Source organism: Microbacterium sp. SLBN-146 (assembly GCF_006715145.1).
Lineage (GTDB): Bacteria > Actinomycetota > Actinomycetes > Actinomycetales > Microbacteriaceae > Microbacterium.
On sequence record NZ_VFMR01000001.1, the window covers coordinates 2,025,153 to 2,049,491 of the forward strand.

At 68.4% G+C, this 24,339-nt stretch carries 22 protein-coding genes and 1 pseudogene; 12 read left to right on the forward strand and 11 right to left on the reverse strand.

The window, feature by feature from the left end:
* The first annotated feature begins 95 nt into the window (after positions 1-95).
* Positions 96-5,606, forward strand: coding sequence for a lamin tail domain-containing protein (locus FBY39_RS08685; RefSeq protein WP_260837499.1), 5,511 nt, complete (start codon positions 96-98; stop codon positions 5,604-5,606).
* Between the two features lie 42 nt (positions 5,607-5,648).
* On the opposite strand, the gene FBY39_RS08690 is transcribed toward FBY39_RS08685, so the two are convergent.
* Positions 5,649-6,854, reverse strand: a complete 1,206-nt coding sequence (locus tag FBY39_RS08690) for a hypothetical protein (protein WP_141931936.1) — start codon at positions 6,852-6,854, stop codon at positions 5,649-5,651.
* A gap of 99 nt (positions 6,855-6,953) precedes the next feature.
* Entirely contained in the window at positions 6,954-7,808 is an 855-nt protein-coding gene (locus tag FBY39_RS08695; RefSeq protein ID WP_141931937.1) for a hypothetical protein, read from the reverse strand.
* 214 nt (positions 7,809-8,022) lie between these two features.
* On the opposite strand from FBY39_RS08695, the gene FBY39_RS08700 reads away from it, so the two are divergent.
* The 7 genes from FBY39_RS08700 to FBY39_RS08730 are packed head-to-tail and all read left to right on the forward strand — an operon-like array spanning position 8,023 to position 13,224.
* The gene (locus tag FBY39_RS08700; protein ID WP_141931938.1) at positions 8,023-8,367 is read left to right on the forward strand and encodes a hypothetical protein; all 345 of its coding nucleotides are present in this window, start codon (positions 8,023-8,025) and stop codon (positions 8,365-8,367) included.
* Positions 8,368-8,370: 3 nt separating this feature from the next.
* The gene (locus FBY39_RS08705) at positions 8,371-9,804 is read left to right on the forward strand and encodes a sensor histidine kinase (protein WP_141931939.1); all 1,434 of its coding nucleotides are present in this window, start codon (positions 8,371-8,373) and stop codon (positions 9,802-9,804) included.
* Positions 9,801-10,409 carry a response regulator transcription factor gene (locus tag FBY39_RS08710; RefSeq protein ID WP_141931940.1) on the forward strand — a complete coding sequence of 203 codons (609 nt, stop codon included), beginning with the start codon at positions 9,801-9,803 and terminating at the stop codon, positions 10,407-10,409. The genes FBY39_RS08705 and FBY39_RS08710 overlap by 4 nt, the downstream gene beginning before the upstream one ends.
* Before the next feature lie 48 nt (positions 10,410-10,457).
* The gene (locus FBY39_RS08715; protein WP_141931941.1) at positions 10,458-11,357 is read left to right on the forward strand and encodes a metalloregulator ArsR/SmtB family transcription factor; all 900 of its coding nucleotides are present in this window, start codon (positions 10,458-10,460) and stop codon (positions 11,355-11,357) included.
* Between the two features lie 42 nt (positions 11,358-11,399).
* Positions 11,400-11,816 carry an arsenate reductase ArsC gene (locus tag FBY39_RS08720; protein ID WP_141931942.1) on the forward strand — a complete coding sequence of 139 codons (417 nt, stop codon included), beginning with the start codon at positions 11,400-11,402 and terminating at the stop codon, positions 11,814-11,816.
* Entirely contained in the window at positions 11,813-12,475 is a 663-nt protein-coding gene (locus tag FBY39_RS08725) for an arsenate reductase ArsC (protein ID WP_141931943.1), read from the forward strand. The genes FBY39_RS08720 and FBY39_RS08725 overlap by 4 nt, the downstream gene beginning before the upstream one ends.
* Positions 12,472-13,224: an MIP/aquaporin family protein gene (locus tag FBY39_RS08730; RefSeq protein ID WP_141931944.1), complete on the forward strand. Its 753-nt coding sequence runs from the start codon at positions 12,472-12,474 to the stop codon at positions 13,222-13,224. The genes FBY39_RS08725 and FBY39_RS08730 overlap by 4 nt, the downstream gene beginning before the upstream one ends.
* Here FBY39_RS08730 and FBY39_RS08735 read toward each other — a convergent pair.
* Positions 13,190-13,786, reverse strand: a complete 597-nt coding sequence (locus FBY39_RS08735; RefSeq protein WP_160133054.1) for a pyridoxamine 5'-phosphate oxidase family protein — start codon at positions 13,784-13,786, stop codon at positions 13,190-13,192. The genes FBY39_RS08730 and FBY39_RS08735 overlap by 35 nt on opposite strands.
* 139 nt (positions 13,787-13,925) lie before the next feature.
* On the opposite strand from FBY39_RS08735, the gene FBY39_RS08740 reads away from it, so the two are divergent.
* Positions 13,926-15,719, forward strand: coding sequence for a GAF domain-containing protein (locus FBY39_RS08740; RefSeq protein ID WP_222115681.1), 1,794 nt, complete (start codon positions 13,926-13,928; stop codon positions 15,717-15,719).
* A complete protein-coding gene (locus FBY39_RS08745) occupies positions 15,716-16,351 on the forward strand; it encodes a response regulator transcription factor (RefSeq protein ID WP_141931947.1) in 636 nt (211 codons plus the stop codon). Before FBY39_RS08740 ends, FBY39_RS08745 begins: the two co-directional genes overlap by 4 nt.
* Before the next feature lie 7 nt (positions 16,352-16,358).
* Here the strand turns inward: FBY39_RS08745 and FBY39_RS08750 are convergent, their stop codons facing one another.
* From FBY39_RS08750 to FBY39_RS08760, 3 genes are read right to left on the reverse strand one after another with little or no spacing between them, the layout of a single operon-like run.
* Positions 16,359-17,189 (reverse strand): universal stress protein, encoded by an 831-nt coding sequence (locus FBY39_RS08750; protein ID WP_141931948.1) that lies wholly within the window; start codon positions 17,187-17,189, stop codon positions 16,359-16,361.
* Positions 17,190-17,198: 9 nt separating this feature from the next.
* Positions 17,199-18,038 carry a universal stress protein gene (locus tag FBY39_RS08755; protein ID WP_141931949.1) on the reverse strand — a complete coding sequence of 280 codons (840 nt, stop codon included), beginning with the start codon at positions 18,036-18,038 and terminating at the stop codon, positions 17,199-17,201.
* The gene (locus FBY39_RS08760) at positions 18,035-18,508 is read right to left on the reverse strand and encodes a universal stress protein (protein WP_141931950.1); all 474 of its coding nucleotides are present in this window, start codon (positions 18,506-18,508) and stop codon (positions 18,035-18,037) included. The genes FBY39_RS08755 and FBY39_RS08760 overlap by 4 nt, the downstream gene beginning before the upstream one ends.
* A 152-nt stretch (positions 18,509-18,660) precedes the next feature.
* On the opposite strand from FBY39_RS08760, the gene FBY39_RS08765 reads away from it, so the two are divergent.
* Positions 18,661-19,719: a zinc-dependent alcohol dehydrogenase gene (locus tag FBY39_RS08765; RefSeq protein WP_141931951.1), complete on the forward strand. Its 1,059-nt coding sequence runs from the start codon at positions 18,661-18,663 to the stop codon at positions 19,717-19,719.
* Between the two features lie 90 nt (positions 19,720-19,809).
* Here the strand turns inward: FBY39_RS08765 and FBY39_RS16605 are convergent, their stop codons facing one another.
* The 3 genes from FBY39_RS16605 to FBY39_RS08780 form a co-directional block, all read right to left on the reverse strand.
* Positions 19,810-20,223: a hypothetical protein gene (locus FBY39_RS16605; protein WP_222115682.1), complete on the reverse strand. Its 414-nt coding sequence runs from the start codon at positions 20,221-20,223 to the stop codon at positions 19,810-19,812.
* Positions 20,224-20,263: 40 nt separating this feature from the next.
* Positions 20,264-20,602, reverse strand: coding sequence for a phage baseplate assembly protein V (locus FBY39_RS08775; RefSeq protein ID WP_141931952.1), 339 nt, complete (start codon positions 20,600-20,602; stop codon positions 20,264-20,266).
* A 220-nt stretch (positions 20,603-20,822) separates the two neighbouring features.
* The gene (locus FBY39_RS08780) at positions 20,823-22,343 is read right to left on the reverse strand and encodes a SulP family inorganic anion transporter (protein ID WP_141931953.1); all 1,521 of its coding nucleotides are present in this window, start codon (positions 22,341-22,343) and stop codon (positions 20,823-20,825) included.
* A gap of 151 nt (positions 22,344-22,494) precedes the next feature.
* Between FBY39_RS08780 and FBY39_RS08785 the strand changes: the two genes are divergently transcribed.
* Positions 22,495-22,866, forward strand: coding sequence for a MerR family transcriptional regulator (locus FBY39_RS08785; RefSeq protein ID WP_141931954.1), 372 nt, complete (start codon positions 22,495-22,497; stop codon positions 22,864-22,866).
* 197 nt (positions 22,867-23,063) lie between these two features.
* Here FBY39_RS08785 and FBY39_RS08790 read toward each other — a convergent pair whose 3' ends face one another.
* Together FBY39_RS08790 and FBY39_RS16840 are read right to left on the reverse strand one after the other, a co-directional pair.
* Positions 23,064-23,960 carry a YncE family protein gene (locus FBY39_RS08790; protein WP_260837500.1) on the reverse strand — a complete coding sequence of 299 codons (897 nt, stop codon included), beginning with the start codon at positions 23,958-23,960 and terminating at the stop codon, positions 23,064-23,066.
* Positions 23,961-24,041: 81 nt separating this feature from the next.
* Positions 24,042-24,119: pseudogene (locus FBY39_RS16840) on the reverse strand (hypothetical protein); the annotation flags it as partial.
* Positions 24,120-24,339: the final 220 nt, after the last annotated feature.

Below are 24,339 nucleotides of genomic sequence, written 5' to 3' on the forward strand. Positions count from 1 at the left end.
GCAGGTCGTCGCCTCGGCAATGGACGTGCCCGATTCAGTTCGCGTTCACCGGGGGTCTTTCTGTACGTCAGCCGCAGCCGGTGGTGTCGAGGACCGTGACCACCCGATTTCTCACCCGTACGCGTGCCGCCCTCGCCTCCCTGGGAGCCGCAGCGATCGCTCTCGCCGGTGTCGGCATCGCAACGCCGGCCGCCGCTGCCCTCGTTGACGCCCTCCCGCCCCTCGTCATCACGGAGGTGATGCAGGACAACGCCGGCACGCCCGGTGATCAGGACTACTTCGAGTTCTACGAGGTCACCAACACGACGGCCACGGCGATCGACGTCGCCGACTACCGGCTGCAGTACAACGGTGCGGCGTTCATCGAGGCGGTGGAGCCGGGCACGGCGACAGCGCTCGCCGACGTCGTGATCCCCGCGAACGGCACCGCCGTCTTCTGGCTCCGCTACGCCGTCGGCTCGGGTGACGCCGCCGTCACGCAGTGGCAGCTGAGCGAGGCCGACTTCCGCCAGCACTACGGCGACGGAGCATCCACCTATCCGCTCTTCCATGCGATCGGCCAGGCCGGGTTCGCCAACTCCGGCGCCCGCACACTGCGCGTCTTCGAGGCTGACGGCACGACGCTCGTCTCGGGGTCGGACTACAACCGTGCGGCGACGAACCGCGGGAACGCCGACCACTTCCGGATGCCGGAGACCGGCGTCCTGCTGACCGACGCGACGGCGGGCGTGCCCACGCCCGGCACGGTCGGACCCGAGCAGCTCGTCCGCCCTGAGCCCGAGCCCGAGCCCGAGCCCGAACCGACTGAGCCGACCGAGCCCGGTGAACCCACGGAGCCTACGGAGCCGACAGGGCCGGGTGCGGGTGCGGACGGGAACGCGGGGGAGTACTTCCCGCTCGTCATCACCGAGATCTACGGCGACAACCCGGGGACCGACCTGTACGAGTACGTCGAGGTCACCAACACCACGACGGAGGCGATCGACCTCACGGCTGCCGGTATCGGCTTCCGCTACCACACGAGCCAGTGGAACGCCGGCTCGGCTCAGCCGTTCGTCCACCTCGACGGAGAGGGCGACACGCCCGTTGTCATCGCGGCGGGGATGTCCGCCGTGTTCTGGCTCAACTACGCGGAGGGCTCGGCGCAGCGCGGCATGACGAAGGAGCAGTTCCGCACGGCCGTCGGCGCCGACGCCGCGACTCCCGTGTACCGGTTCGGACCGCAGGCGGGGATCGCCAATGGCGGCGACCGCGGCTTCAGCCTCGTCGACGCGGAGGGCACCGTCCTCACCCGCGCGTGGGCACCCGCCGACGCGGATCCCGCGGGCAACTGGAACGCGCACTTCGCGGTTCCCGGCACGATCGGAAGCGTCGACGCCCTGCTGGTCGAAGCCGGACCCGCCGTCGCGACCTCGGCCGGCACCGTGACGCTCGCCCAGGTCACGAGCGCGCTCTCCCGTCCGACCGACCCCGCGCTGGCCGCTCCGCTCCTGCAGATCACGGAGCTCGCCCCCGACACTGCGAACGTCGGCGGCGGCGACGCGTACGAGTTCGTCGAGGTCTACAACGCATCGGATGCCGCGATCGACTTCGGCGACTACACGCTCTCGTACCTCTACACCGACAACGCACTCGGCGGTCCCGTGACACTGAGCTCGACGCTGTGGCCCGCGCAGCCGAGCGACGTCACGATCGCGCCGGGCGGAACGCTCGTGCTGTGGGTGAAGAACCCCGCCGGTGTCGCGGCAGGACTCACGGTCGCGGACTTCAATACGGCCTTCGGCACCGACCTCGTGCTCGGTGAGACCATCGTCGAGCTGTACAACGGCGGGATGTCGAACGGCGGCTCTCGCGGCATCCAGGTCCGGACCAACACGGGACACGACATCAGCCGCGCGTACTACTTCGCCGACGACCAGACGACCGCGAGCACGGCGATCCAGTACGGATGGAACTCCGCGGCTACCGTGCCGCTGTGGGTGCCGCCGACGCCCGCGGGCACGGTGCAGACGATGATCGGGCTCGCGGCACCGACGCCGGGCGCCGTGAGCGCCGACCAGGTGCCCGCAGCGTTCGTGGCAGCTCCCGCACCCGGGACCCCGCCGACGATCACCGACCTCACGGGCAGCTCGGACGTGCCCGACACGGCCGACCTCGACCTCGGCTTCGACGTGACCGATGACGTACTCGTGCGCTCCGTGACGTTGAGCCTCACCGACAACCTCGGTGCGACCGAGACCCGCAGCCTCGGCTTCGACGCGGCCAACCGCTACTACTACTCCGTTCCGGCGGCCGACCTCTTCGGCAAGCGCTGGATCGAGTACACCGTGATCGCGAGCGACGGATCGCAGGAGTCCGCCCTCGGCCCCGTTCGCGTCGACCTCCTCGAGGGCGAGCCGGACGCCGTGCGCCTCAACCTCGTCGAAGGGCAGTTCCTCGGTGGGGAACACCGCGTCACGGCGACCGCCGACAGCGGCCCGGCGCCCGAACTGACGATCGACGGGACTCCCGTGGCCGACCCCATCCCGTCCCTCGAGACGGGGCCCGTCTTCGCCTTCGAGGCTACGAGCACGGATGCGTTCTTCCGGAACGGCGTCCTGCTCGGTGACGACGTGCTGAAGGTCTTCGACGAGGGCTACTACTCGCGCATCGTGACGGTGGATGCCACTGTGCCGGTCGACCGCGTCGTGCCCGGCGAACCGCTGACGCTGACGATCGTCGCCGGGACGAAGGCGTGGCCGGAGGCGAACGTCGACGAGAACAACGACGACTTCGTCGGCATGAACCTGCGTCTCGCGCTCCCCGACGGACGCGTGCTGCGTCCGGCCTTCTGCGCCACGACCAAGGAGCAGGCGGGTGCCGTCACGGCTCCTGCGTTCGTCGAGTGCCCTGCTCCGGATACGCGGATCGCGTTCTCCGATGCCAACCTCGTCTCCTTCCTCGCGACGTTCGACGTGCCTGACGACGCCTTCACGTCGGTCTCGACGGTGTGGGACACGACGGCGGTCACCGACGGCTCACATGTCGTCGCGGCGCGCACCGATGCGGCGACGACGACGCGGACGGTGCAGATCGACAACACGGCTCCCGTCATCGAGAGCCCGCTCGTCGAGGGCGAGCGCTACCGCGGGCAGGTTGCGGTGGATGCGACGGCGACGGACGCGGGGTCGGGTGTGAGCTCCCTCACGGCGACGCTCGACGGGAATCCGATCTCGCTCCCGCTCGTGACGAGCTCGCTCGCGCTGGCACCCGGCGAGCATGTGGCCGAGTTCACGGCGACCGACGCCGTCGGCAATACCGGAACCCGCACGGTCACGTTCGAGACGGTCGACGAGCAGCCGGCGATCGAGCTCGATGGTCCCTCGGACGGCGAGATCATCGAAGGTGACAGTGCCGACCTGACCGCAACGCCGGGGTCGCCCGAGGAGGATGCGCTCGACCTCAGCTTCCGTGAGGGATACCGCTACGCTCCCGGCGACACGGAGCTGACGGTGACCTCGGGCACCGTGACCGACTCCGCGACGGCGGACCGGAGTGCCGGTGTCGCGCTGGGCGCCGACGATCTGCAGAAGCTCCTCGGAACCGACGGGGTCGAGGTGGAGACGACGAGCACGAGCGCGCTGCCCTACCAGCTGTTCACGGTGGCAGCGCCCGAAGGTGCCGGGCCCGGATCGCTCGCGCGGGTCGACTGGCGCGGCCGTGCGAACAGCGACGCGAAGGTGACGCTGTACGCCCGGACCGTCGACGGCGTGTGGGAGACGGTCGACCAGGTTCTGACGACCGACGACGCCCCGACCGACTTCACGCTCGAGGCGCTCGTGCCGGTCGATGGACACGTCGTCGAGGGCGAGCTCACCTTCCTCGTGCAGCACTCGGAGGGCTTCGCGGCGACCGACCTCTCGACGCGTGAGAGTGCCGCGGATCCGTTCCACCCCGAAGCGACGGCGAGGGCGGGGTACGACTTCACGATCGCGATCGAGTCGGACACGCAGTATTACAACGAGACGCCGGAGTACTACCGGCACCAGCTCGCGATCCATGAGTTCCTTCGCGAGGAGCGTGCGAACCTCAACCTGCAGTACCTCATCCACAACGGAGACATCGTCAACGTGCACACGCAGCCCGAGCAGTGGGCGAATGCGGATGCCGCGTACCGCCTGCTCGACGAGGCGGGACTGCCCTACGGCGTGCTCGCGGGCAACCACGACGTGGGCGGGTTCGCGGCCGACTACACGCAGTACTCCCGGTTCTTCGGCGAGGCGCGCTTCGCGGGGAACCCGTGGTACGGCGAGTCGTACAAGGACAACCGTGGCCACTACGACCTCGTCTCGGTCGGCGGAGTGGACTTCCTGTTCCTCTACATGGGATGGCCGACGCCGAACGACGTCGCCGACAACACCGAGGACATCGCGTGGATGAACGACGTGATCCGTCAGTATCCCGAGCGCAAGGTGTGGCTCAACCTTCACGAGTACATGCTGACGACCGGCGGACTCGGGCCGTTCCCGCAGCGCGTCTTCGACGAGGTCGTTGCGGCGAACCCCAACGTCTTCGCGGTGAGCTCAGGTCACTACCACGACGCCTATACGCGGACCGACGACTTCGATGACGACGGTGACGGCGTCGCCGACCGCACCGTCTACTCGATGCTCTTCGACTACCAGGGGCTTCCCGAGGGCGGCCTGGGCTACCTCCGCCTCGCGCACTTCGACAACGAGAACGGACGGATCCTCTTCCGCACCTACTCGCCGTCGCTGATGGACTTCACCTCCGACGACCCGTCGCTCAACGACCCGCCCGGAATGCAGGAGTTCGAGATCCCGTATGCCGCAGTCGGCATCACCCCGCAGGTCAAGACCCTCGCGACGGACTCGTTCCAGGTCGAGATCCTGACGGCGAACGAGATCGGAGCCGTCGCCGACGCCGCGTCGGGTCAGCCCGCCACGGTCACGTGGAACGGCCTGACCGAGGGCGAGCACGGCTGGTACGTCATCGCGGAGGGACCCTTCGGCGGCGTCCAGTACTCCGCGCTCCGCTCCTTCACGACGATCCCGGGCGAGACCGACCCGGGCGACGGGGACCCGGGTGACGGGGACCCCGGTGACGGGGACCCCGGTGACGGGGACCCGGGGGATGGGGACCCCGGTGAGGGAGACCCGGGTGACGGGGATCCGGGTGACGGGGAGACCGTGGAGCCGACGGGCACCGTGACAGCGGCGTTCGGTTCCGCGCTCGTGCCGGGCGGACGCATGCAGGTCGACTTCACGGGCTTCCAGCCGGGTGAGGAGGTGCGGTTCGTGCTGCACTCGACTCCGATGGCGCTCGGCGAGACCCTCGTCGTGGGAGCCGACGGCATCCTGAGCGGTGTCCTGCTGATCCCGACGGATGCGGCATCCGGTACACACCGCCTCGAGGCGGTCGGGGCGTCCGGACTGTCGGTCATGTCGGATCCCTTCACGATCTCGACTCCGGCCGGCGCGGGGCAGAGTGTGCTCCCGTTCACGGGTGTCGAGGCGACGCCGGTCCTCTTGGCGGGTCTCGTCCTACTCCTCCTCGGGGTGGGAGCCATGATCGTCGTCGCGCGGCGCCGACGCTCGCTCAGCTGACGACGGATGCCGGTCGTGGGCGCGTCCTCGGGGAGGCGCCCACTACCGGCACGTCGCAGCGATGTCGATCATCGCCTGCGACGGGTAGCCGTAGGCGTACACGCCGTTGCCCTCCGCCGTGTGCCCCATGCTGATCGCCCAGGCGGTCGCCCACTCCTCGTTCGCCGCGTCGTCCGCGGAGTCGAACTTGTCAGAGCATTTCGACGTGATGGCGTGCCCGACCTCGTGGGCGACGAGAGCGCGCGCGTTGGCGTCGGGCCACTCCTCCGCCACGGAATGCGACAGCGTGATCGTCGAGAAGCCGCCGCGGACGGCGTTCCATGTCGCCGTGCCGCCCATGCCCGCGGATCCTCCCGTGCCGGCAACGATCTGCGCCCAGTCGAAGTCGAGCACGACGCCGCCGGCGATCGAGCGCGCGTAGGCCTCGATCTCGAGGCGTGTCCCCATGAGCGGTCCCGCCTTCTCCGCGAGTTCCGAGGCCGACGACGCGGTCAGGGCCTCGGCGCGCTGCGCGTAGGTCGAGAAGGCGACGGCTGCTCCCGATCCGACAGCCGTCTGACCGACGACAGCCTCGGCGGCGTCACGGAAGTCGAGGACGACGACCGCGTTCGCCGAGACGTGGGCTGCCTCGAAGGCCGTCGCGGGAGCCGCCGCACTCGCGTAGAGCGCCCGAGCGGCGGTGTCGACCGGCTCGCCGCTGTCGTCGAGGCGTGTCCGCGCTTCGTCCATCCGGTCGATCGTGTCCTCGACGGCACGCGCTCGTTCATCGAGGGCGGATGCTTCGCCGAACAGCTCCCATGTCCAGGCGGGCTTCTCGGCGGTCCCGTCGTCGACACCCTCATCGAGAACCGTTTCGGCGTCGGCGGCAACGGTGGCCTGTGCAGCGACGGCCGTCTCGAACGCGGCCCGGGCCGTGGCATCCACAAGGTCATCCCGAGACGAATCGAGGATCTGCCCCGCTGACAGGAGTGACCCCTCGATCCCCGTGAGGAGAAGGTCGAGCCGCTCTTCGGCGTCGATTCCGATGACGACGGCCGCCTCGAGGTCGGCATGGGCAGCGTCGTAGGTGCGGTTGGCGACGACATGCACGGCCGCCGCCGCTGCACCGACCAGCATGACCGCGCCGACCCCGATCGCCCACGTGGCTGCAGCCTTGCGCGAGGCTCGGGGGCGAGTCGACGCCTCGTCCCTCGGATCTTCTCGGTCGGGCGACTCGTCGATGGGCGCGTCAGCCTCAGCGTTCTCCACGCTCAGACTCTAGATCGTGCCGGCGTGGGTGGTGGCTGCGATGCCGAATCGGGAGCGGGCCCCCTCCCGAAGGAGAGGACCCGCTCCACGCCGCCGTGATCAGCCGATGGGGGTCGGGTTCACGGGGTCGGGAGGAACGGGAAGCGAGCCGTTCACGCGGTTGCGGGCCTGGCACTGGCCCGTGCAGTTCGTCGCCCCCGCCGACAGTTCGATCGCGTCTTCGCCGAGGACACCGCCCATCCGGCCACCCGGCTGCACCACCCACTTCGTCACGGTGCCGCTTTGGAACGTCTTCACGGCGACCTGCGGGCTGTCTTTGCCGATCAGCATCTGGTGCGCGTTCGTGCCCGAGGCAACGGCATCCGTCCCGTCGCCGAAGTTGATCTTGCCCGTGAACTCGTTGACGAAATAGAAGAGTCCGGGTCCGAGAGTGTGGACGATCTCGACGGGGCTGGCGAACTCGGGCTCCATCTGGAAGATGCCGCCCTGCGCGCCGTCCTTGGCCTGCACCTTCAACTTGCCTGCCGCTGTCGTGAAGATCGCGACGATCGCGTCGTCCTTGACTTCGAGCTTGGAGAGCCGCACCCCGGACCGCTGCGTATCCGTGAGCGTCGGGACCTTCGACGAGAACACGACGGTGGGCGCCGTCACCATTCGCTGCGTGTCGTCTGTGCCCGTGAGGGTGTAGTCGTACACACCGAGTGTCACCGCGTCGATCGTGAAGCGGTTGTTGCGTCCGGACACTGTGATCTTTCCCGAAACCGCAAGGTTCTGGAGTTTGATGTCCTTGCCTGCGGCGGGGTTGTAAGTGGTTCCGTTGACCGTGACGGCGTAGTCGCCGCCCGTCGATGTCGTCTTCGCCTCGGCCGCGTTCGCGACGAAAAGGACTCCGGATGCCGCGATCAGTGCCGTGGCCAGGACTGCGGTTCCTCGTCTCAGCGAGATTCTGCTCATTCTCGTACCTCGTTTCAGCTGGGTGAGCCCCCTCACCATCCGTCGAGGCCGAAGAGAGCGGCAATCGGACGATGATCGTAGTACTGCCCGGACTGGTCGTACGACCATCGGTCACTGGTGGCCGGACCATGCGCGAGAGGACGCTGGAGCCAGTGATGACGCCAGGGCTTCGCCCATGGCAGGTCGCCGGACAGAATGAGCGAAGGGAACAATCATGAAGAAGCAGATCCTGTTCGGAACGGGCGCACTCCTGCTCGTGGCCGCGCCCGCCGTGATCGGGTTGTGGGGCAACGCCTCCTTCGCGCAGTCGGTGCCGGTGCGCGTGCCGGTATCGGGTCAGGTCATGACGGCGACTCCGATGCCGATGCCGACAGCGACACCGACCCCGTCGGCATCCGTCGGCGACGACGGCACGATCGACGACCACGGCGGCGACGTCCCCCGCGACCAGCGCACCGAACCGGGCGATGACCGCCGCGTGAACGGCGCCGGCAGCGACGACAGCAGCGGTCGGGGTGGCGGCGACGACAGCAGCGATGACCACGGCGGGGATGATTGAGTCGTGACCCAAGATGCACGCGTCTCCTCGTCCACGGCCCCGGCCGCGGATGGGGAGTCCCGCGTGCTACGGGTCACTCTCGTCGCAGCCCCGGAGTCCCCGGCGGTATCCCGTCGCCCCACGACGACACGGGCTGTCATCCTCCGGCTCGCGGCGGGCCTCGCTGCCGTCCTCGTCGTCGTGGGACTTCTCGCGACTTTCGCGGCGCAGTGGCTCGCGGAACGCGAAGCCGTCAATGACGCGGCGCATGTCACCGATGTCCTCGCGGACGCGGTGATTCAGCCGAACCTCACGGCCGACCTCGTCAACGGGGATGCCGCGGCCGTCGACTCCTTCGATCGGCTCATCCGCGAGCAGGTTTTGGGAGCCGACGTCGTCCGGGTCAAGATCTGGAGTCCGGAGGGCGTCGTGCTCTACGCCGACGAGCCACAGCTCATCGGGCGGTCATTCGAGCTCGACGAGGCGCAACGCCAGGCGCTGGCGAGTCCGTCCACGCGAGCGGCGATCTCGGACCTGTCCGAGGACGAGAACGTGTTCGAGTCGGGTAACCGGCTTCTCGAGGTGTATCGCCCGGTGTGGGCGCCCGACGGACGGCAGCTGCTGTTCGAGGTGTACCTTCCGTATGAGCCGGTAGCCGCGCGATCGGCTGACCTGTGGCGGGGATTCGCGGGCGTTACGACGAGCACGCTCCTCCTCCTGATCGTCCTCACTGCTCCGATCGTGTGGGGTCTGCTCCGCCGATTGCGAGGCGAGGAGACCCGACGTGCCGATCTCCTCCAGCACGCGGTGGAGGCATCCGATGGAGAACGTCGGCGCATCGCCGGGACGCTTCACGACGGACCCGTCCAGGAACTCGTGGCCACCAGCTTCGCCGCTGAGAGCGCCGCAGAGGCCTCGCGGTCCCGCGGCGATGATGTCGCAGCCGAGCAGCTTCGCGAGGTCGCGGCGTCGGTCCGCGGCAACGTGCGCGTGCTGCGGTCGCTGCTCATGGACATCTACCCTCCGGGACTCGCCGCCGCAGGCATCGGTCATGCCATGCTCGACCTCGCCGAGACGGCTCGCAGTCGCGGTGTGATCGCCGAGGTCGAACTGCCATCGCCCTTGCCTGGTCTCGCCGAACCTGATGTGCAGCTCGTCTACCGCGTCGCCCAGGAGACACTGCGCAACGCCGTCACCCACGCGGCCCCGTGCGGCGTGACGATTCGTCTCCGGGTCGTCGGGGCGGACCTCGTGCTCGACGTCGTTGACGATGGACCCGGATTCGATGTCGCGCTCCTCTCGCAGCCACCGGCGGGCGGGCACCTCGGTACGCGTGTCCTCCTCGATCTCGCGCGCGACAGCGGGGCCGAGCTCTCGATCGCCAGTTCCGCGGGGGAGGGCACTCGATGGCGCCTCCGCATCCCGTCGATCGCCACACGGAAGGCGGGCAGTGCATGATCCGCGTCATCGTCGTCGACGATCACGCCATGGTGCGTGAAGGCCTCGCCGCTGTGCTGACGGTGGACGGCGACATCGACGTCGTCGCCCTCGCCGCCAACGGTGCCGACGCGGTCGCGCTCGTCGAAGAGTTCACGCCCGATGTCGTCGTGATGGACCTGTCGATGCCCGTCATGGACGGTGTCACCGCGACGCGCGGAGTGCGCGCGGCATCGCCGGACACGCGAGTCCTCGTGCTGACCTCTTTCACCGATCGCGAGCGTGTCCGTCGCGCTCTCGAGGCCGGTGCCACCGGATATCAGTTGAAGGATGCTGAGCCAGCCGACCTGCGAGTCGCCGTGCGCGCGGTCCGCGCCGGTCACGCACCTCTCGATGCCCGTATCGCCGGAGCGCTCTTGCCGTCGGAGCGGCCCGATGAGCAACTCAGCGCGCGAGAGCGCGAGGTTCTGGAACTCGTCGCGCAGGGCCTTGCGAACAAGCAGATCGCGTCGCTTCTCGGCATCTCTGAGCGCACCGTGAAGGCCCATCTCGGCAATGTCTTCCGCGAGATCGGAGTTGCTGACCGCACGAGCGCCGCTATGTGGGCGCGCGACCATCTTGCGTGAGCATGACCACCCGTCGCCCGTCGCAGCCATGAAGATAGACTGCTGTCTATGAGTGACGTCGAGACGCCCGGCCTTGCGGTTCTCGCCGACCCTACGCGCGCACGGATCCTGCGGCTTATCCGCGACAGCGAAGACGGGCGGATGCTCGTCGGACACCTCGCTGACGAACTGGGCCTTCGCCAACCCACCGTGAGCCACCACATGGCCGCCCTCCACGCGGAGGGGGTGGTCGTACGGGAGCGCGACGGACGCCGCGTCTGGTACTCGCTCCATCCTGACGAGGTAGACCGGATCACGGCTCTTCTCGGCGCTCCACCGGTGAACGACGCCGCCGACTGGGATCGGGTCGTCGAAGATCTCGCCGCGCGCTACCGCGGCACCTTCAGTCGCGAGACGGTCGCCCACTACCTCGCAGACAGTCGGCGTCTGCTCGAAGCGCGGGGCGGAGCGCCGCTCCTCGCGTCCCGCGCCGCAGCCTTCACGACCGCTCGCCTCGACGACCTCGAACGCATCGAGGAGCGCGACGAAGACGATCCGCCGACGGTGCTCTTCGTCTGCGTCCAGAACGCCGGTCGCTCGCAGCTCGCGGCCGGGATCCTCCGCCAGCTCGCCGGTCCCCGGCTCGTCGTGCGCACCGCGGGATCGGCGCCCGCGAGCGACGTACGCTCGGTCATCGTCGAGGCTCTCGACGAGATCGGCGTGCCTCTGGGGGGCGAGTTCCCCAAGCCGCTGACGGACGAGGCGGTCAAGGCGGCCGATGTCATCATCACGATGGGGTGCGGCGACGCCTGCCCCGTGTATCCGGGGCGCCGCTACCTCGACTGGGATCTCGACGATCCCGTCGGGAAGCCGCTCCCCGTCGTGCGCGGCATCCGCGATGACATCTCCGAACGGGTGCACCTTCTTCTCTCCGAGATCTTCCCTTCTCCCGATCTTTTAGAAACATAGATATTGGTCTATGCTTTCTGTAAAACGAGGGAGCGAGACACCATGACCACGAAGCCCACCGTCCTGTTCGTCTGCGTGCACAACGCGGGCAGGTCCCAGATGGCCGCTGGATACCTCCAGGCCATCGCCGGCGACCGCATCGAGGTCCTCTCCGCGGGCTCGGAGCCCAAGGATCAGATCAACCCCGTCGCGGTCGAAGCGATGCGGGAAGAGGGGATCGACATCGCCGGCAACACCCCCAAGCTCCTCACGGTCGACGCCGTGAAGGAGTCCGACGTCGTCATCACGATGGGATGCGGCGACGCATGCCCGATCTTCCCCGGCAAGCGCTACGAGGACTGGCAGCTCGACGACCCCGCCGGCCAGGGCATGGAGTCCGTCCGCCGGATCCGCGATGACATCCGTGGCCGCGTCGAGACTCTCGTCGATCAGCTCACCGCGGTCGGTGAACCGTCGTGAACGTCGCACGGGGCCAGGACGGGCTCCTGTCACCCGACCGGGTCCTCCACCGCGCCGTCGAACGTCTCGCACACCAGTTCGCCGGCATGGTGAACGCCGAGACCGTCGATCGCGTCGTGTTCGAGTCGTACACATCACTCGCCCGCACGGCGAGGGTCACGACCCACTTGTCATCGATCGCGGAGAAGTTCGCACGCGACCGTCTCACGGCTCTCGCGCAGTCGCGCGGACTCCTCGCGAAGCCCGTTCCCGAGATCCTCTACGTGTGCGTGCAGAACTCCGGGAGGTCGCAGATGGCGGCTGCCATCACGCGCCACATCGCGGGGGAGCGCGTCCACGTCCGATCCGCGGGATCCCAGCCGTCGTCCGAACTCCTCCCGGCCGTCGTGACCGTGCTCGCCGAGCAGGGCATCGACGTCGGCGATGAGTTCCCGAAGCCTCTCACCGACGATGTCGTGCGTGCCGCGGATGCCGTCGTGACGATGGGATGCGGCGACGCCTGTCCGCTGTATCCGGGGAAGCGCTACCTGGATTGGCAGCTGAACGATCCCGGCATCCTCGATCTCGACGGTGTCCGAGCCGTTCGTGACGAGATCCGCCGCCGTGTCGAGGACCTCGTCGAGGAGCTCACGGCCGTGTCGTCGTCCGCCGCGCGGTGACGGTCGACACCGCCGCGCCGACGCGGTCCTCCCTCTGGCGGCGAGCGCTCGCCGAGTTCCTCGGGACGGCACTCCTCGTCGCGATCGTCGTCGGTTCGGGTATCGCCGCGGAGCGCCTCTCCGCCGACATCGGGCTTCAGCTCCTCGAGAACTCGATCGCCACGACACTCGGTCTCGCCGTACTAATCCTCCTCTTCGCGCCGATCTCGGGGGCGCACTTCAATCCCGTCGTCTCGCTCTCCGATTTCGTGCTCGGACGCCGCAGCCGCACGGGCCTGGCTCCCGGCGTCCTCGCGCTCTACGTCGTCGTGCAGATCCTCGGCGGCATCGCAGGCGCCCTCTTGGCCAATGCGATGTTCGCTGTACCGACGGCGGTGGCCACGACGGAGAGGGCGACGCCCGCGACCTTCCTCGCCGAAGTCGTCGCGACCGCGGGACTCGTCCTGCTCATCGTGGGACTTGCGCGGACGAATCGCAGCGTTCCCGTCATCGCTGCGGCGGTGGGATCGTATATCGGTGCGGCCTACTGGTTCACGAGCTCCACATCGTTCGCGAACCCCGCCGTGACGATCGGCCGGGTGTTCACCGACACGTTCGCGGGGATCGCGCCGGCGTCCGCCCTGCCCTTCATCGCTGCGCAGGTGATCGGCGCCGCCGTGGCGATGGGGCTCGGCATCCTGCTCTTCCCCGATCCGCCGACGGGCACACCCCCGATCACTGCATCGCCACAGAAGGCTCCGACCGAGTGACGCGCGGCGGAGTGTGGTCCGCCGCGGCCTCCTCTCGAGGCCGCCGCGCGGGGATCGCGTCCGGACGCGTGCTGCGGAGGTCGACGGAGGCCTCATCGTCGGCCGAGCGGCTCGCGTCCGCGGGAGGTGCGCCCCGGAGTGTCCCCGGCTCTTCTGCGACGACCGCGAAGCGGCGCCCCGTGACGGCACTCGGCGTGAGCTTGACGACGTGCTGCTTGAACCGCGGGCTCGCCGTCGCCATCCGCGTGATGCCGGTGCGTTCGATCTCCACATCGTCGCGGATGCGCTCGGCCGTGCCGCGGATCACGACGCTCCACCATTCGGAGCCGTCGTGCCCATCCACTTCGAAGGCGACGTGCGGGCTGTTCGAGATCGCGATGAGCTTGACGTCCGGTGCGGTGCGGATGTAGATCGCCCCTTCGAAGGCGACGTAATTGACGGGGAAGATGTCCGGCGCTCCATCGGTGGCCGTCACCGCCCATCTGCCGAGCCGCTCCCGTTCGAGGAGGCTCCAGCAGTCCGCAGTGCTCAGCCGCGGCTCGTCGGTCGTGGAAGTTCGCATGGCGATGTCCTCTCGCTCCGTCTCCATTCCACTCGGCCACGGTCTTCCGGTGAGGGCCCAAAGTCCCGCGGGGCCTCTGGTCTGCCACCCGCGAGCGCCGTAGCCTGGCGGAGACCCCGCAACCGTCCGAGGAGGGGGGGTGCACGCCGTGGACGACGACGATCTGTCGTTCCCCGATCCTCCGCGCCTCGATCTCGACGAAGCGCTGACGGCGCTCATGGCGCAGGCGGAGCGTTTCCGCACGACGCAGGGGCGACTTCGCGATCTCCTGACTGCGACCCGCGCCGTCCTCGAGGAGAGCGACCTCACGTCGCTCCTGCACCGGATCGTCGAGGCGGCAGCCACCCTGGTCGACGCGGAGTACGGCGCTCTCGGCGTCCTCACCTCCGAGGGTGACGCGCTCGAGCAGTTCGTCTACGTCGGTATCGATGACGAGTCTGCGGCCAAGATCGGGCACCTGCCGACAGGCCACGGACTGCTCGGGCAACTGATCGTCGATCCGCGCCCCATCAGGCTCGAGAGCGTCTCCGCCCATCCGTCGGCGGAGGGGTTTCCCGCACATCATCCACCGATGGACAGCTTCTTGGGAGTCCCACTGCGCGTGCGTGGCGCCGTCTTCGGCAACCTCTACTTGACGAACCGGCGAACGGGAACGTTCACGAAGGAGGACGAACAGCTCGTGGGCGCGCTCGCGGCCTCTGCGGGGTTCGCCGTCGAGAACGCGCGGTTGCTGCAGCACTCCCGCACGAGGGAGAAGTGGATGGCCGCAGCAGCCGAACTGTCGGCATCCCTGCTGTCGTCGCCCACCGAGACGGCGTTCGACCTGATCGCCGGGCGCATTCACGACCTCGCCGACGTCGATCGCACGATGCTCGTGCTGACGGGAGACGACGCCGCGCTCCTGCACATCGCCGCAGCGAGAGGAGAGGGCGAGTCCCGACTTCGGGGAATGACGACGACGGTGCGAGCGGGGGAGCTCGACGACGCCCTCGTGGCAGGGGCGATGTGCGCGCTCGCGTCGGCTCCCGCGTCGCACGGCGAGGCGTTCCGTGTCGTCCACGCGGGTGTGGCGGGCCCGGCTCTCGTGGCTCCCCTTCGATCGCGCGCGCGTCTGTGGGGGGCGACGGTGCTCGTGCGCGCTCCCGATCGTGCCCGGTTCTCGGATGCCGAGATCGAGAGCATCGGCGACTTCGCGTCGCGGGCGAGCATCGCGCTCGAGCTCGCCCACGCCCGCGAAGAGCAGCAGCGTGCTCGACTCGCCGACGATCGCCGGAGGATCGCGCGTGACCTGCACGACCACGTGATCCAGCAACTCTTCGGAACGGGGCTCACCCTTCAGGCGATCGCGGGCAGCATGGCTCCCGGCCATCAGTCCGAGAGCCTCCGCGAATCGGTCGGCCGGCTCGATGATGCGATCTCCCAGATCCGCACGGTGATCTTCGCCCTCTCCGGATCGGACGACACCTCGACCCGGCACCGCGTCCTCGATGTCATCGCGGAACTCTCGGCATCTCTCGATCGTCCGCCATCAGTTCGGTTCTCCGGACCTGTCGACCACGTCATTACGGCGCATCTCGCGGATGACGTGATCGCCGTCGTCCGCGAACTGCTCAGCAACGCTGTCCATCATTCGCGCGCCGACAACTTGTCGGTCGAGGTCGGTGCCGTCGATGCGAGCGTCGTCGTCGCCGTGGAAGACGACGGCGTCTCGATTCCCGCCGACGCGCACCGCAGCGGACTGTCGAACCTCGAAGAGCGCGCGGTTGCGCGCGGCGGCGTCTTCCTCGTCGACTCCGTCCCCGGACGGACGAAGGCGACCTGGCGTGTCCCCGTCCGCGACGAGGGTGACAGAGAGGATGCTGGCGAAGGAAAGGGTGCGGGAAACCCGGTGTCCCCGGGCCCCGCAGGCCCCGCAAAGGAGAGTTCTCGATGACCACGGTGTTCCTCGTCGACGATCACGAGATCGTGCGGCGCGGGCTGAGCGATCTCATCGGAAGTCAGCCCGACCTCGAGGTCGTCGGCGAAGCGGCGACCGTGCGGCAGGCGTTCGGTCGGATCGAGGCGACGCGACCCGAGGTCGCCGTGCTGGATGTGCGGTTGCCCGACGGAAGCGGCATCGACCTGTGCCGCGACATCCGCTCACGCCTCCCCGGTATCGCCTGCCTCATGCTCACGGCGTACGACGACGACGCGGCGGTGGGCGCGGCGGTCCTGGCAGGCGCCTCCGGGTACGTCTTGAAGGACATCGCGGGCAGTCAGCTCATCGGCGCGATCCGTGCGGTCGCGACGGGCAGGTCGCTCCTCGACTCCGCTGTCGCCCGTCGCGCGAGCGAGCGCATCCGCCAGAACGTCGACGACGACGATCCCCGCTTGGGGTCGCTCGGCCTCCGCGAACGACAGATCCTCCGCCTCATCGCCGACGGGCTCACGAATCGGCAGATCGGCGAGCGGCTGGGGATCGCGGAGAAGACCGTCAAGAACTACGTCTCGTCGCTGCTGAGCAAGCTGGGTCTCGAACGTCGCACGCAGGCCGCCATCTTCCAGGTCGAGCATCCCGGTCACTGAGCGCGCGTCACCTCTCGCGCGAGGCGCTCGGTACGACGACGATGGGGCATTCCGCGCGCCAGAGCACGTCGTGCGCCACCGAGCCCCACAGGCTTCCCGCCACGACACCCCGACGGTGGGTGCCGATGACGAGCATCGACGACTCCGGCGCGTACCGCAGCAGCGCCGTCGAGGCGCCCTCCCGATGCAGCTCCGCACAGACATCGAGTGCAGGATGCCGCAGCGACGCTGCCCGAGTCGCGGCATCCAGAGTCATCCTGTGCCCTTCGACGACCGCCTCGGGGCTCGCCATCCGCGCGGTCGCACCTGTGAACGTCGGGGTCGGCATGAGCCAGGCGTGTACGAGCCGCAGCGATCTGTCGGACTGGAACGCCTCATCCGCCCCGAACGACACGGCATCGTCCGACGAGTCGTCGGAGTCGATGCCCACCGTGACCGGATCGCCGACATCCACCCAGCCGGGAGGCACCATCACGACAGGCACCCTCGACCTCGTGCTGATCCGCAGGGGGAGCGGCCCCGCGAGTGCGGAGCGGAGCGGATGCCCGGGGTCGACGCCGACGACGACGAGATCCGCCTGTTCACGGGATCGGAGCAGCACGTCGACGACCCCACCCGCGGGGGACATGACGCGCACGGTGGTTCCGGGTGCTCGCTCACGGAGGAAGGCGTCGGCGTCGGTGAGTACCCGCATCGCTTCCGAGTGTTCCGCGGTGCCCCGCGAGACGACAGATGTCAGGCTCACGGTCGCCGGTCCGCGCGAGGCCCGTTCGGCGACCCACGTGAGTGCCGACACCGACGCCGGAGACCCGTCGAAGCCGATCAGGATGCGTTCCATGATCCGTGCTCATCGCACGATGATGACCGCCGTCGGCATCTGCTCGATCACCGCTTCGCTGGTCGACCCGAGCAGGAATCGCCCGATGGCGCCGCGCCCGTGGCTTCCGACGACGGCGAGCCGCGCGTGCTCGGCTTCGCGGCAGATCAGCTCGCCGGGGTACCCGGAGGCCACTACGACGCGCACGTCGAGGTCGGGGTAGTCCTGCCGAAGGCCCGCGAGCGAGATCGACGACTCCTCTTCCGTGAGCGCCTGCATATTGGCGAGGTACTCGGGAGGATAGGTGCCCGTCCCCATCGGCACGGGGAGAGGCGACCACGCGGTGACGGCCGTGAGGGTGTCGCCGTGCCGGTCTGCCTCCGCAGCCGCGAACCTCACGGCACGTTCCGAGACGTCCGACCCGTCGACGCCCACGACGACGCCGGTGCTTCCGAACAGGTCGCGGTCGGGGATGACGGCCACGGGACAGTGGGCGCCGGCCGTCATGCGTATCGCCTGCCCTCCGAGGTGCACACCGTCGGCGTGCCGGAAGCGGTTGCGTCCGATCACCAGCAGCTGCGCGTGTTGCGACACCTCGATCAACCGGGCGAGTGGCTTGCCGCGTTCGATCCGTGCTTCCGCGCGGACGCCGCGGGATCCGGCGAGTTCGACGGTGGCGTCGAGCATCAGTTCCGTCGCGGCGACGACTTCATCGACGAGGGCGCCCTCGCCCGACACTCCTGAGCCCGCCCCCACGACCGAGACGAGCAGCAGATCATGGTGCAGGGCGGCCGCCCGTTCGATGGCCCATTCGACCGCCCGTTGGGACGCCGTCGTGTTCGTGATCCCGACTGCGATGACGCCGTTCATGATGTCTCCTCCGCTGAGATGGATGCTTCGCCTCGAACGACGAGCACAGGACAATGCGCGTGCGAGACGCACGAGCTGCTCACCGACCCGAGCAGCAGACCGGTGAAGCCGCCGTGGCCTCGCGTGCCGACGACGAGCATCGCGGCATCCCTCGACGCATCGATCAGTTCGTGCGCCGCACCGCCCTGTCGAATGCCTGTGCGCAGCCAGGCGGGGGTGCCCGCGGGGAAGGCGCGCTCGACCTCTACTGCGAGGAGGCGCTCGGCGTTCGATCGGAGGCTTTCCGCCGACTCCGGGTAGTAGTACGCATCGCCCCACGCGAGGGTCGGGTAGTCCCATACGACGACGGCCTCGACCGGCAGGCCGAGCTTCGGCCCGATCTCTGCCGCGTAGCGCAGCGCCGCGCGAGACGGTTCCGATCCGTCGATGCCGACGATGATGCTTCTGGGGGTCGGGAGCGCTTCTTCCATGTCTGCATCCTCCGGCTTCCACCGGTCCGCATCGCGGGCCCAAGGTCCCGCGGCTCGCGGTGAACGGACCCCGTCCGTGGGACTTTCGACCCGCGGCATCCGTCCGGCGCGGAGAAGACTCGAACCGTCAGATTCCTATCGAGGAGAGAGTCATGCGAACAGCAGTTGTCACCGCATTCGGTGCGCCGGCAGTCGTCGAAGAGCGCCCGATCCCACACCCCGGTCCGGGGCAGGTGATGGTCCGACTCGAGACGTGCGGTCTTTGCCACACCGACATCCACGCGATGCACGGCGACTGGCCCGTGCAGCCGACCCTGCCGCTCGTTCCCGGTCACGAGGGCGTCGGCATCATCGAGGAACTCGGTGAGGGTGTCACGACCCGCACGGTCGGTCAGCGCGTCGCGATGCCGTGGCTCGGTCACGCGTGCGGCGACTGCCGCTACTGCGTCGACGGTCGCGAGAACCTCTGCGAGAAGCAGTACAACAACGGCTATGCGGTCGATGGCGGGTACGCCGAGTACATGCTCGCCGACGCACGGTTCGCCGTGCCGGTCCCCGACGGCGTCACGCCGCTGGATGCCGCGCCCCTGACGTGCGCGGGAGTCACGACGTACGCCGCGATCAAGAACGCCCACATCACGCCGGGCGAGACCGTCGCCGTCTTCGGCATCGGCGGACTCGGGCACCTCGCCGTCCAGTACGCCCGTCTCGTCGGCGCGAAGGTCATCGCGGTCGATGTCACGCAGGAGAAGCTCGACCTTGCGACGGAACTCGGCGCCGACCACGTCGTCAACGCGCTCGAGACCGACCCCGTCACCGCGATCCGTGAACTCGGGGGAGCGGATGCCGCCGTCATCCTGGCCGTCGCCCCGCAGGTCTTCCGCCAGGCGTTCGACGCACTGAACCGCGGCGGCCGGCTCGTGCTCGTCTCGCTCCCTGCCGGGGGGGAACTCACGGTGCCGATCTTCGACACGGTGCTCAAGGGCATCAGCATCATCGGCTCGATCGTCGGAACACGGCAGGATCTCGTCGAGGTGTTCGACCTGCACGCCGCGGGTCGCACGCGCGTCATCACCAAGACGCGCGACCTCGCTCAGGTCAACGAGTCGATCGACGAGGTTCTCGCGGGCACGGTTCCCGCGCGGCTCGTCTTCGCGTATCACACCGCCGATGTGGTCCCCACGGAGCACGAAGAGAGTGCCGCGATCTGACGCTTCGTTCTGCAGGAGAAGTCTCGACCACAGGATGCCGCGGCCACGCCCATCCTGTCGGAAGGATCTGTCCTGCGAACGGAGTCGGGGTCAGCCGGCCGGCACCGCGACGAGGAGGGTGTCGCCGATCAGTTCGGCGTCGTCCGGGGAGAGGCGATTCGGCGACGACGCCCACTCGACGGTGACACCGGCAGGGTTGGTCAGGGAGGGCATCCCTCCACCGCACGCGGAGGCGGATGCAGCAGGGTCGGGCGCCACGAGCACGATGCAGGTGTCACGTGTGCCTGTCGGTCGTCCGACCCAGTACTCATTGTCTGCACTGTCCACTCCGACGTACCGTGTGCTCGATGCGTCGAGCTCACCCACCTCCGCTTCGGCGGGCAGGGTGTCCTCGGCGGTCTGCTCCCGATCGAAGATGTCGGGCCCCTCACCGAAGCCCGTCGTGCAGCCGGCGAGGCCGAGCGCGAGTCCTGCGAGTGCGAATGCCGCGATCGTCCGCTTCATGCGCCGAACCTATCGGACGGGTACGGTTCCGCTGAAGACTTCAGCGGAACGGGTTCGGGGTGTCTCCGCCCGCGGCATCCGTCGAGCCGGCAGCATGCCCCTGGTCCCATGCGTCGCCGAGGGCCTCGATGTCTCGCGCGAAAGCGTCGCGGCGGGCCGGGGCTTCGACCAGGCCGAGCACGATGGGCCTCTCGGGGTCGTCGCCCTCGAACGCGATCCACACCGCTGAGCCGACGGCGACACCGTGCGCCGTGAACGCCGCGATCGGATGGACGCGGGCTGCCCACAAGGTCGCGCCGCTTGCCGGGATCTCCACCTGAAGGCGGCCCGCACCGCTCGGATCGTCGTCTGACACGACTGTTGCACGCTGAATTCCCACGCGCTCACGCTAGTCCCGCGACGGCTCTGCAGGGGAGATCTCTCCGACAGGATGCTGGGGGAGCAGGCGTCCTGTCGGAGCAAGTTTTCCTGCCTAGTGGGCGGGCAGGTGCCGGTCGCCCTCGCTTGCCCCGCCGCCTCTACACCAGGACTCGTTCACTCGGCAGGGAGCCCTGGGCGCGGGCATCCTGCGCAGTGGTTTTGTCCTGCGCACGGTCGGCTCAGTGGCCGCTGCCCAGTTCGCCGCTGAGCCGCCCGTGGAAGCGGGTCGTGGCGTCGTTCATGCCCTCGAAGACGACCGATTTGCCGAGGTGCTCGTACTTCGTCTGGATCGCGTCGAGCGCGGCGACCGTCGAGGCATCCCAGACGTGCGATCGGGACATGTCGATGACGACACGGTCGGGATCGTGGGTGTACTCGAACTGCGTCGTGAGGTCGTTACTCGATGCGAAGAACAGCTCGCCGTCGACGGTGTAGTGGGCGACCGGCGCGTATCCGTCGTCGACGCGGCGCGTGACCGTCACGAAGTGGGCGACGCGACGCGCAAAGAGGATCATCGCGGCGACGACGCCGACGCCGACCCCGATCGCGAGGTTGTGGGTCCAGACGGTGATGCCGACCGTCACCGCCATGACGAGCGTTTCGCTCTTCGGCATCCGCTTCAGTGTCGATGGACGGATGCTGTGCCAGTCGAACGTCGCGACCGAGACGACGATCATGACCGCGACGAGAGCCGCCATGGGGATGATCGCGACGATGTCGCCGAGCACGAGGACGAGGACGAGAAGGAACACTCCGGCGAGGAAGGTCGAGATTCGCGTCCGCGCACCCGACGCCTTCACGTTGATCATCGTCTGGCCGATCATGGCGCAGCCGCCCATACCTCCGAACGCGCCGGAGAGGATGTTCGCAGCACCCTGGCCGAGGGCCTCACGGGTCTTGCGCGAGTGCGTGTCGGTGATGTCGTCGACGAGCTTGGCCGTCATGAGCGACTCGAGGAGACCGACGATCGCCATCGCGGCGGCGAACGGGAAGATGATGCCGAGCGTCTCCCACGTCAGTGGCACGTTGGGGATGAAGAGCTCCGGGAGGCTCTGCGGTAGTTCGCCCTGGTCGCCGACTGTGGGAACGCTGATGCCGAAGACGACGGCGGCACCCGTGAGCAGGACGATCGCGACGAGCGGTGCCGGGACGACGCGGGTGATGCGCGGCATCCCGTACATGATGAGGAGTCCGACGACGACGAGCGGGTAGACCATCCACGGGACGCCGATGAGCTGCGGGATCTGCGACACGAAGATCAGGATGGCGAGGGCGTTCACGAAGCCGACCATGACGCTGCGCGGGATGAACCGCATGAGCTTCGCGACGCCGAGGACGGCGAGCACGATCTGGATGACACCGCCGAGAAGCACGGTCGCGATGAAGTAGTCCATGCCGTACTCGCGGGCAACAGGAGCGATGACGAGCGCGATCGCGCCCGTCGCTGCCGTGATCATCGCGGGCCGGCCGCCGAGGAACGAGATCGCGACCGCCATGACGAACGATGAGAAGAGTCCGAGGCGCGGATCGACACCGGCGATGATCGAGAACGCGATCGCTTCGGGGATGAGAGCGATCGCGACGACGAGGCCCGCGAGGACCTCGCGCGTGAGGATGCGGGGGCTCCGGAGCGCCTGCAGCACGGTCGGTTCGATGCGGTAGCGGCTGGCAGGATCGGGTGTGGGGATGACAACGGTCATGGGGCTCCATTCGGAACGGGCGAGGGTTGCTCGCGAGGGAGCGCACCGGTGCGCGGGGCTCCGTGAGCCCGAGGGGAGAAGATGGGAGTTCGCCGCGCGAAGAGCGGCCTCGATGAACTCTACCGTAACGTGAGGGTTGGAACGGAGTCGCATGCCCGAGCTGGGTACGATGCACATCGGCGAGCTCGCCGAACGCACGGGACTGTCGCTGCGGACGCTGCGGCACTACGACGAGATCGACCTGTTGACGCCGTCAGGGCGCAGTGAGGGCGGCTTCCGCCTCTACACCGCCGACGATGAGTCGCGGCTTCTGTTGATCCGTCGAATGAAGCCTCTCGGCTATTCGCTCGAGACGATGCGAGATCTGCTGAAGGTGATCGACGGACTCGCTGCCGACCCGGAGGACGCCCAGCTTCGTGAGCACCTCGACGCGATCCGCGCGGAGGCGATCGAGCGTCGAGACAAGCTGCGTGGTCAGCTTGCGGCTGCCGACGAGTTCGTAGAGCAGCTCAACATCCGCTAGCGCGGGGGCGGTGTGGTTGGGTGTGGGTGAGAGACCCCTCTCTCACCCACACCCGCTGCTCGTCGGGGCCTGGGGGACAGCCATTCCCGTGGGGGCCGGTGGTGAGCAGGTTCGAGGACGGTTGTCCTCAGGTGTGCCCGGGGGCACATGCCGGTTCTCGGTTCGCGGGGACGATGCCGCGAACCGAGAACAGCGGGTCAGGGCTTCAGCTGAATGCGAGAAACGGTGTTCCCGCTGCGGCAGACCAGAAGGAACTTGCCGTCTGGGCTCATCGCCAGTTGCGCCGGCGTGTCACTGAGCTGAATGGCGGCTGTCACCGCTCCCGTCGCGGTGGAGACGCGCAAAATGCGATTGGTGTTGTACGCGCTCATGTAGACATAGGCGCCATCAGGGGTAATCGCCGTGCCCTGGGAGCCACCACCACCGGGAATCACTGCCCAGTTGGTCGGCACGCGTGTTGCGGTGTTCACTCGCGCCTGATTGGTGTCGCTATAGCTTGCAACGTACAGCGTGCTTCCATCGGGCGACATCGTCATCTGGTGGGGATTGGCCGGAACGCTGATCGAATGTGTGACCGCATTGCTTGCGGTGTTGATTCGGACGACGTTGGCCCCTGACCAGCGCGATGCCCACACGGCGCTGCCATCGGGGCTGAACTCGATCCCGAGAATGGCAGCTCCACCGGTTGAGGGAACGCTGGCCGTCAGGGCATTCGTCGCCGTGCTGATCCGCTGAACTCCGACGTCATCTCCGACGAAGGCGTACGTGCCGTCCGGGCTGATCGCCACACTGCGCGCACCTGTCACCGGCACGGTTGCGGTCACGGTGTTCGTCGACGTGTTGACCCGCTTCACCCCGCCGTTGTAGTCGTGGGTCACGTACGCATACGATCCGTCGGGAGCGAAGGAGATGCCGTCGGGGTTCGGGGCCGTCGTGATCGTGGCTGTCACGGTGTTCGTGATGGTGCTGATCCGCGATACATTCCCCGCAGCATTGCTGCTCACGAAGGCGAACGTGCCGTCGGGGCTGATCTCAATTGCGCGAGGTCCCACGCCGACCGCGATCGTGGCGGTGATGGGCAGGATGTCGAGCATGCTCGTGTTCGTGAGCGGGCCCGAGATGGCGGAGATTGTCGCGGTCGCGGCGGTGGTGCCGGTCGCTGTGATCGTCGTACTGATCTGTCCGGCCGAGTTGGTCACGCCGGTGCTGGGACTGAAGCTCAGCGAGCCGGGGGTGTCGCTGGTGAATGACACCGTCTGACCGGGCCAGGGATTGCCGTGCGAGTCAAGGACTGTCGCGGTCGCGGTGATAGGGAGGCCGGGGGAGATGCCGGTCGCTGTCTGGGTGAGGAGCAGCGTGGAGTTGGCGGAGGTGGCGTGGGCGGGTACGGCGGTGGTGAGGACGATGGCGGGGGTGGCGAGGGCTGCGGCGGTGAGGACCTGCCTGCGATTGAGGCCTACCCCTTCAGCGGGG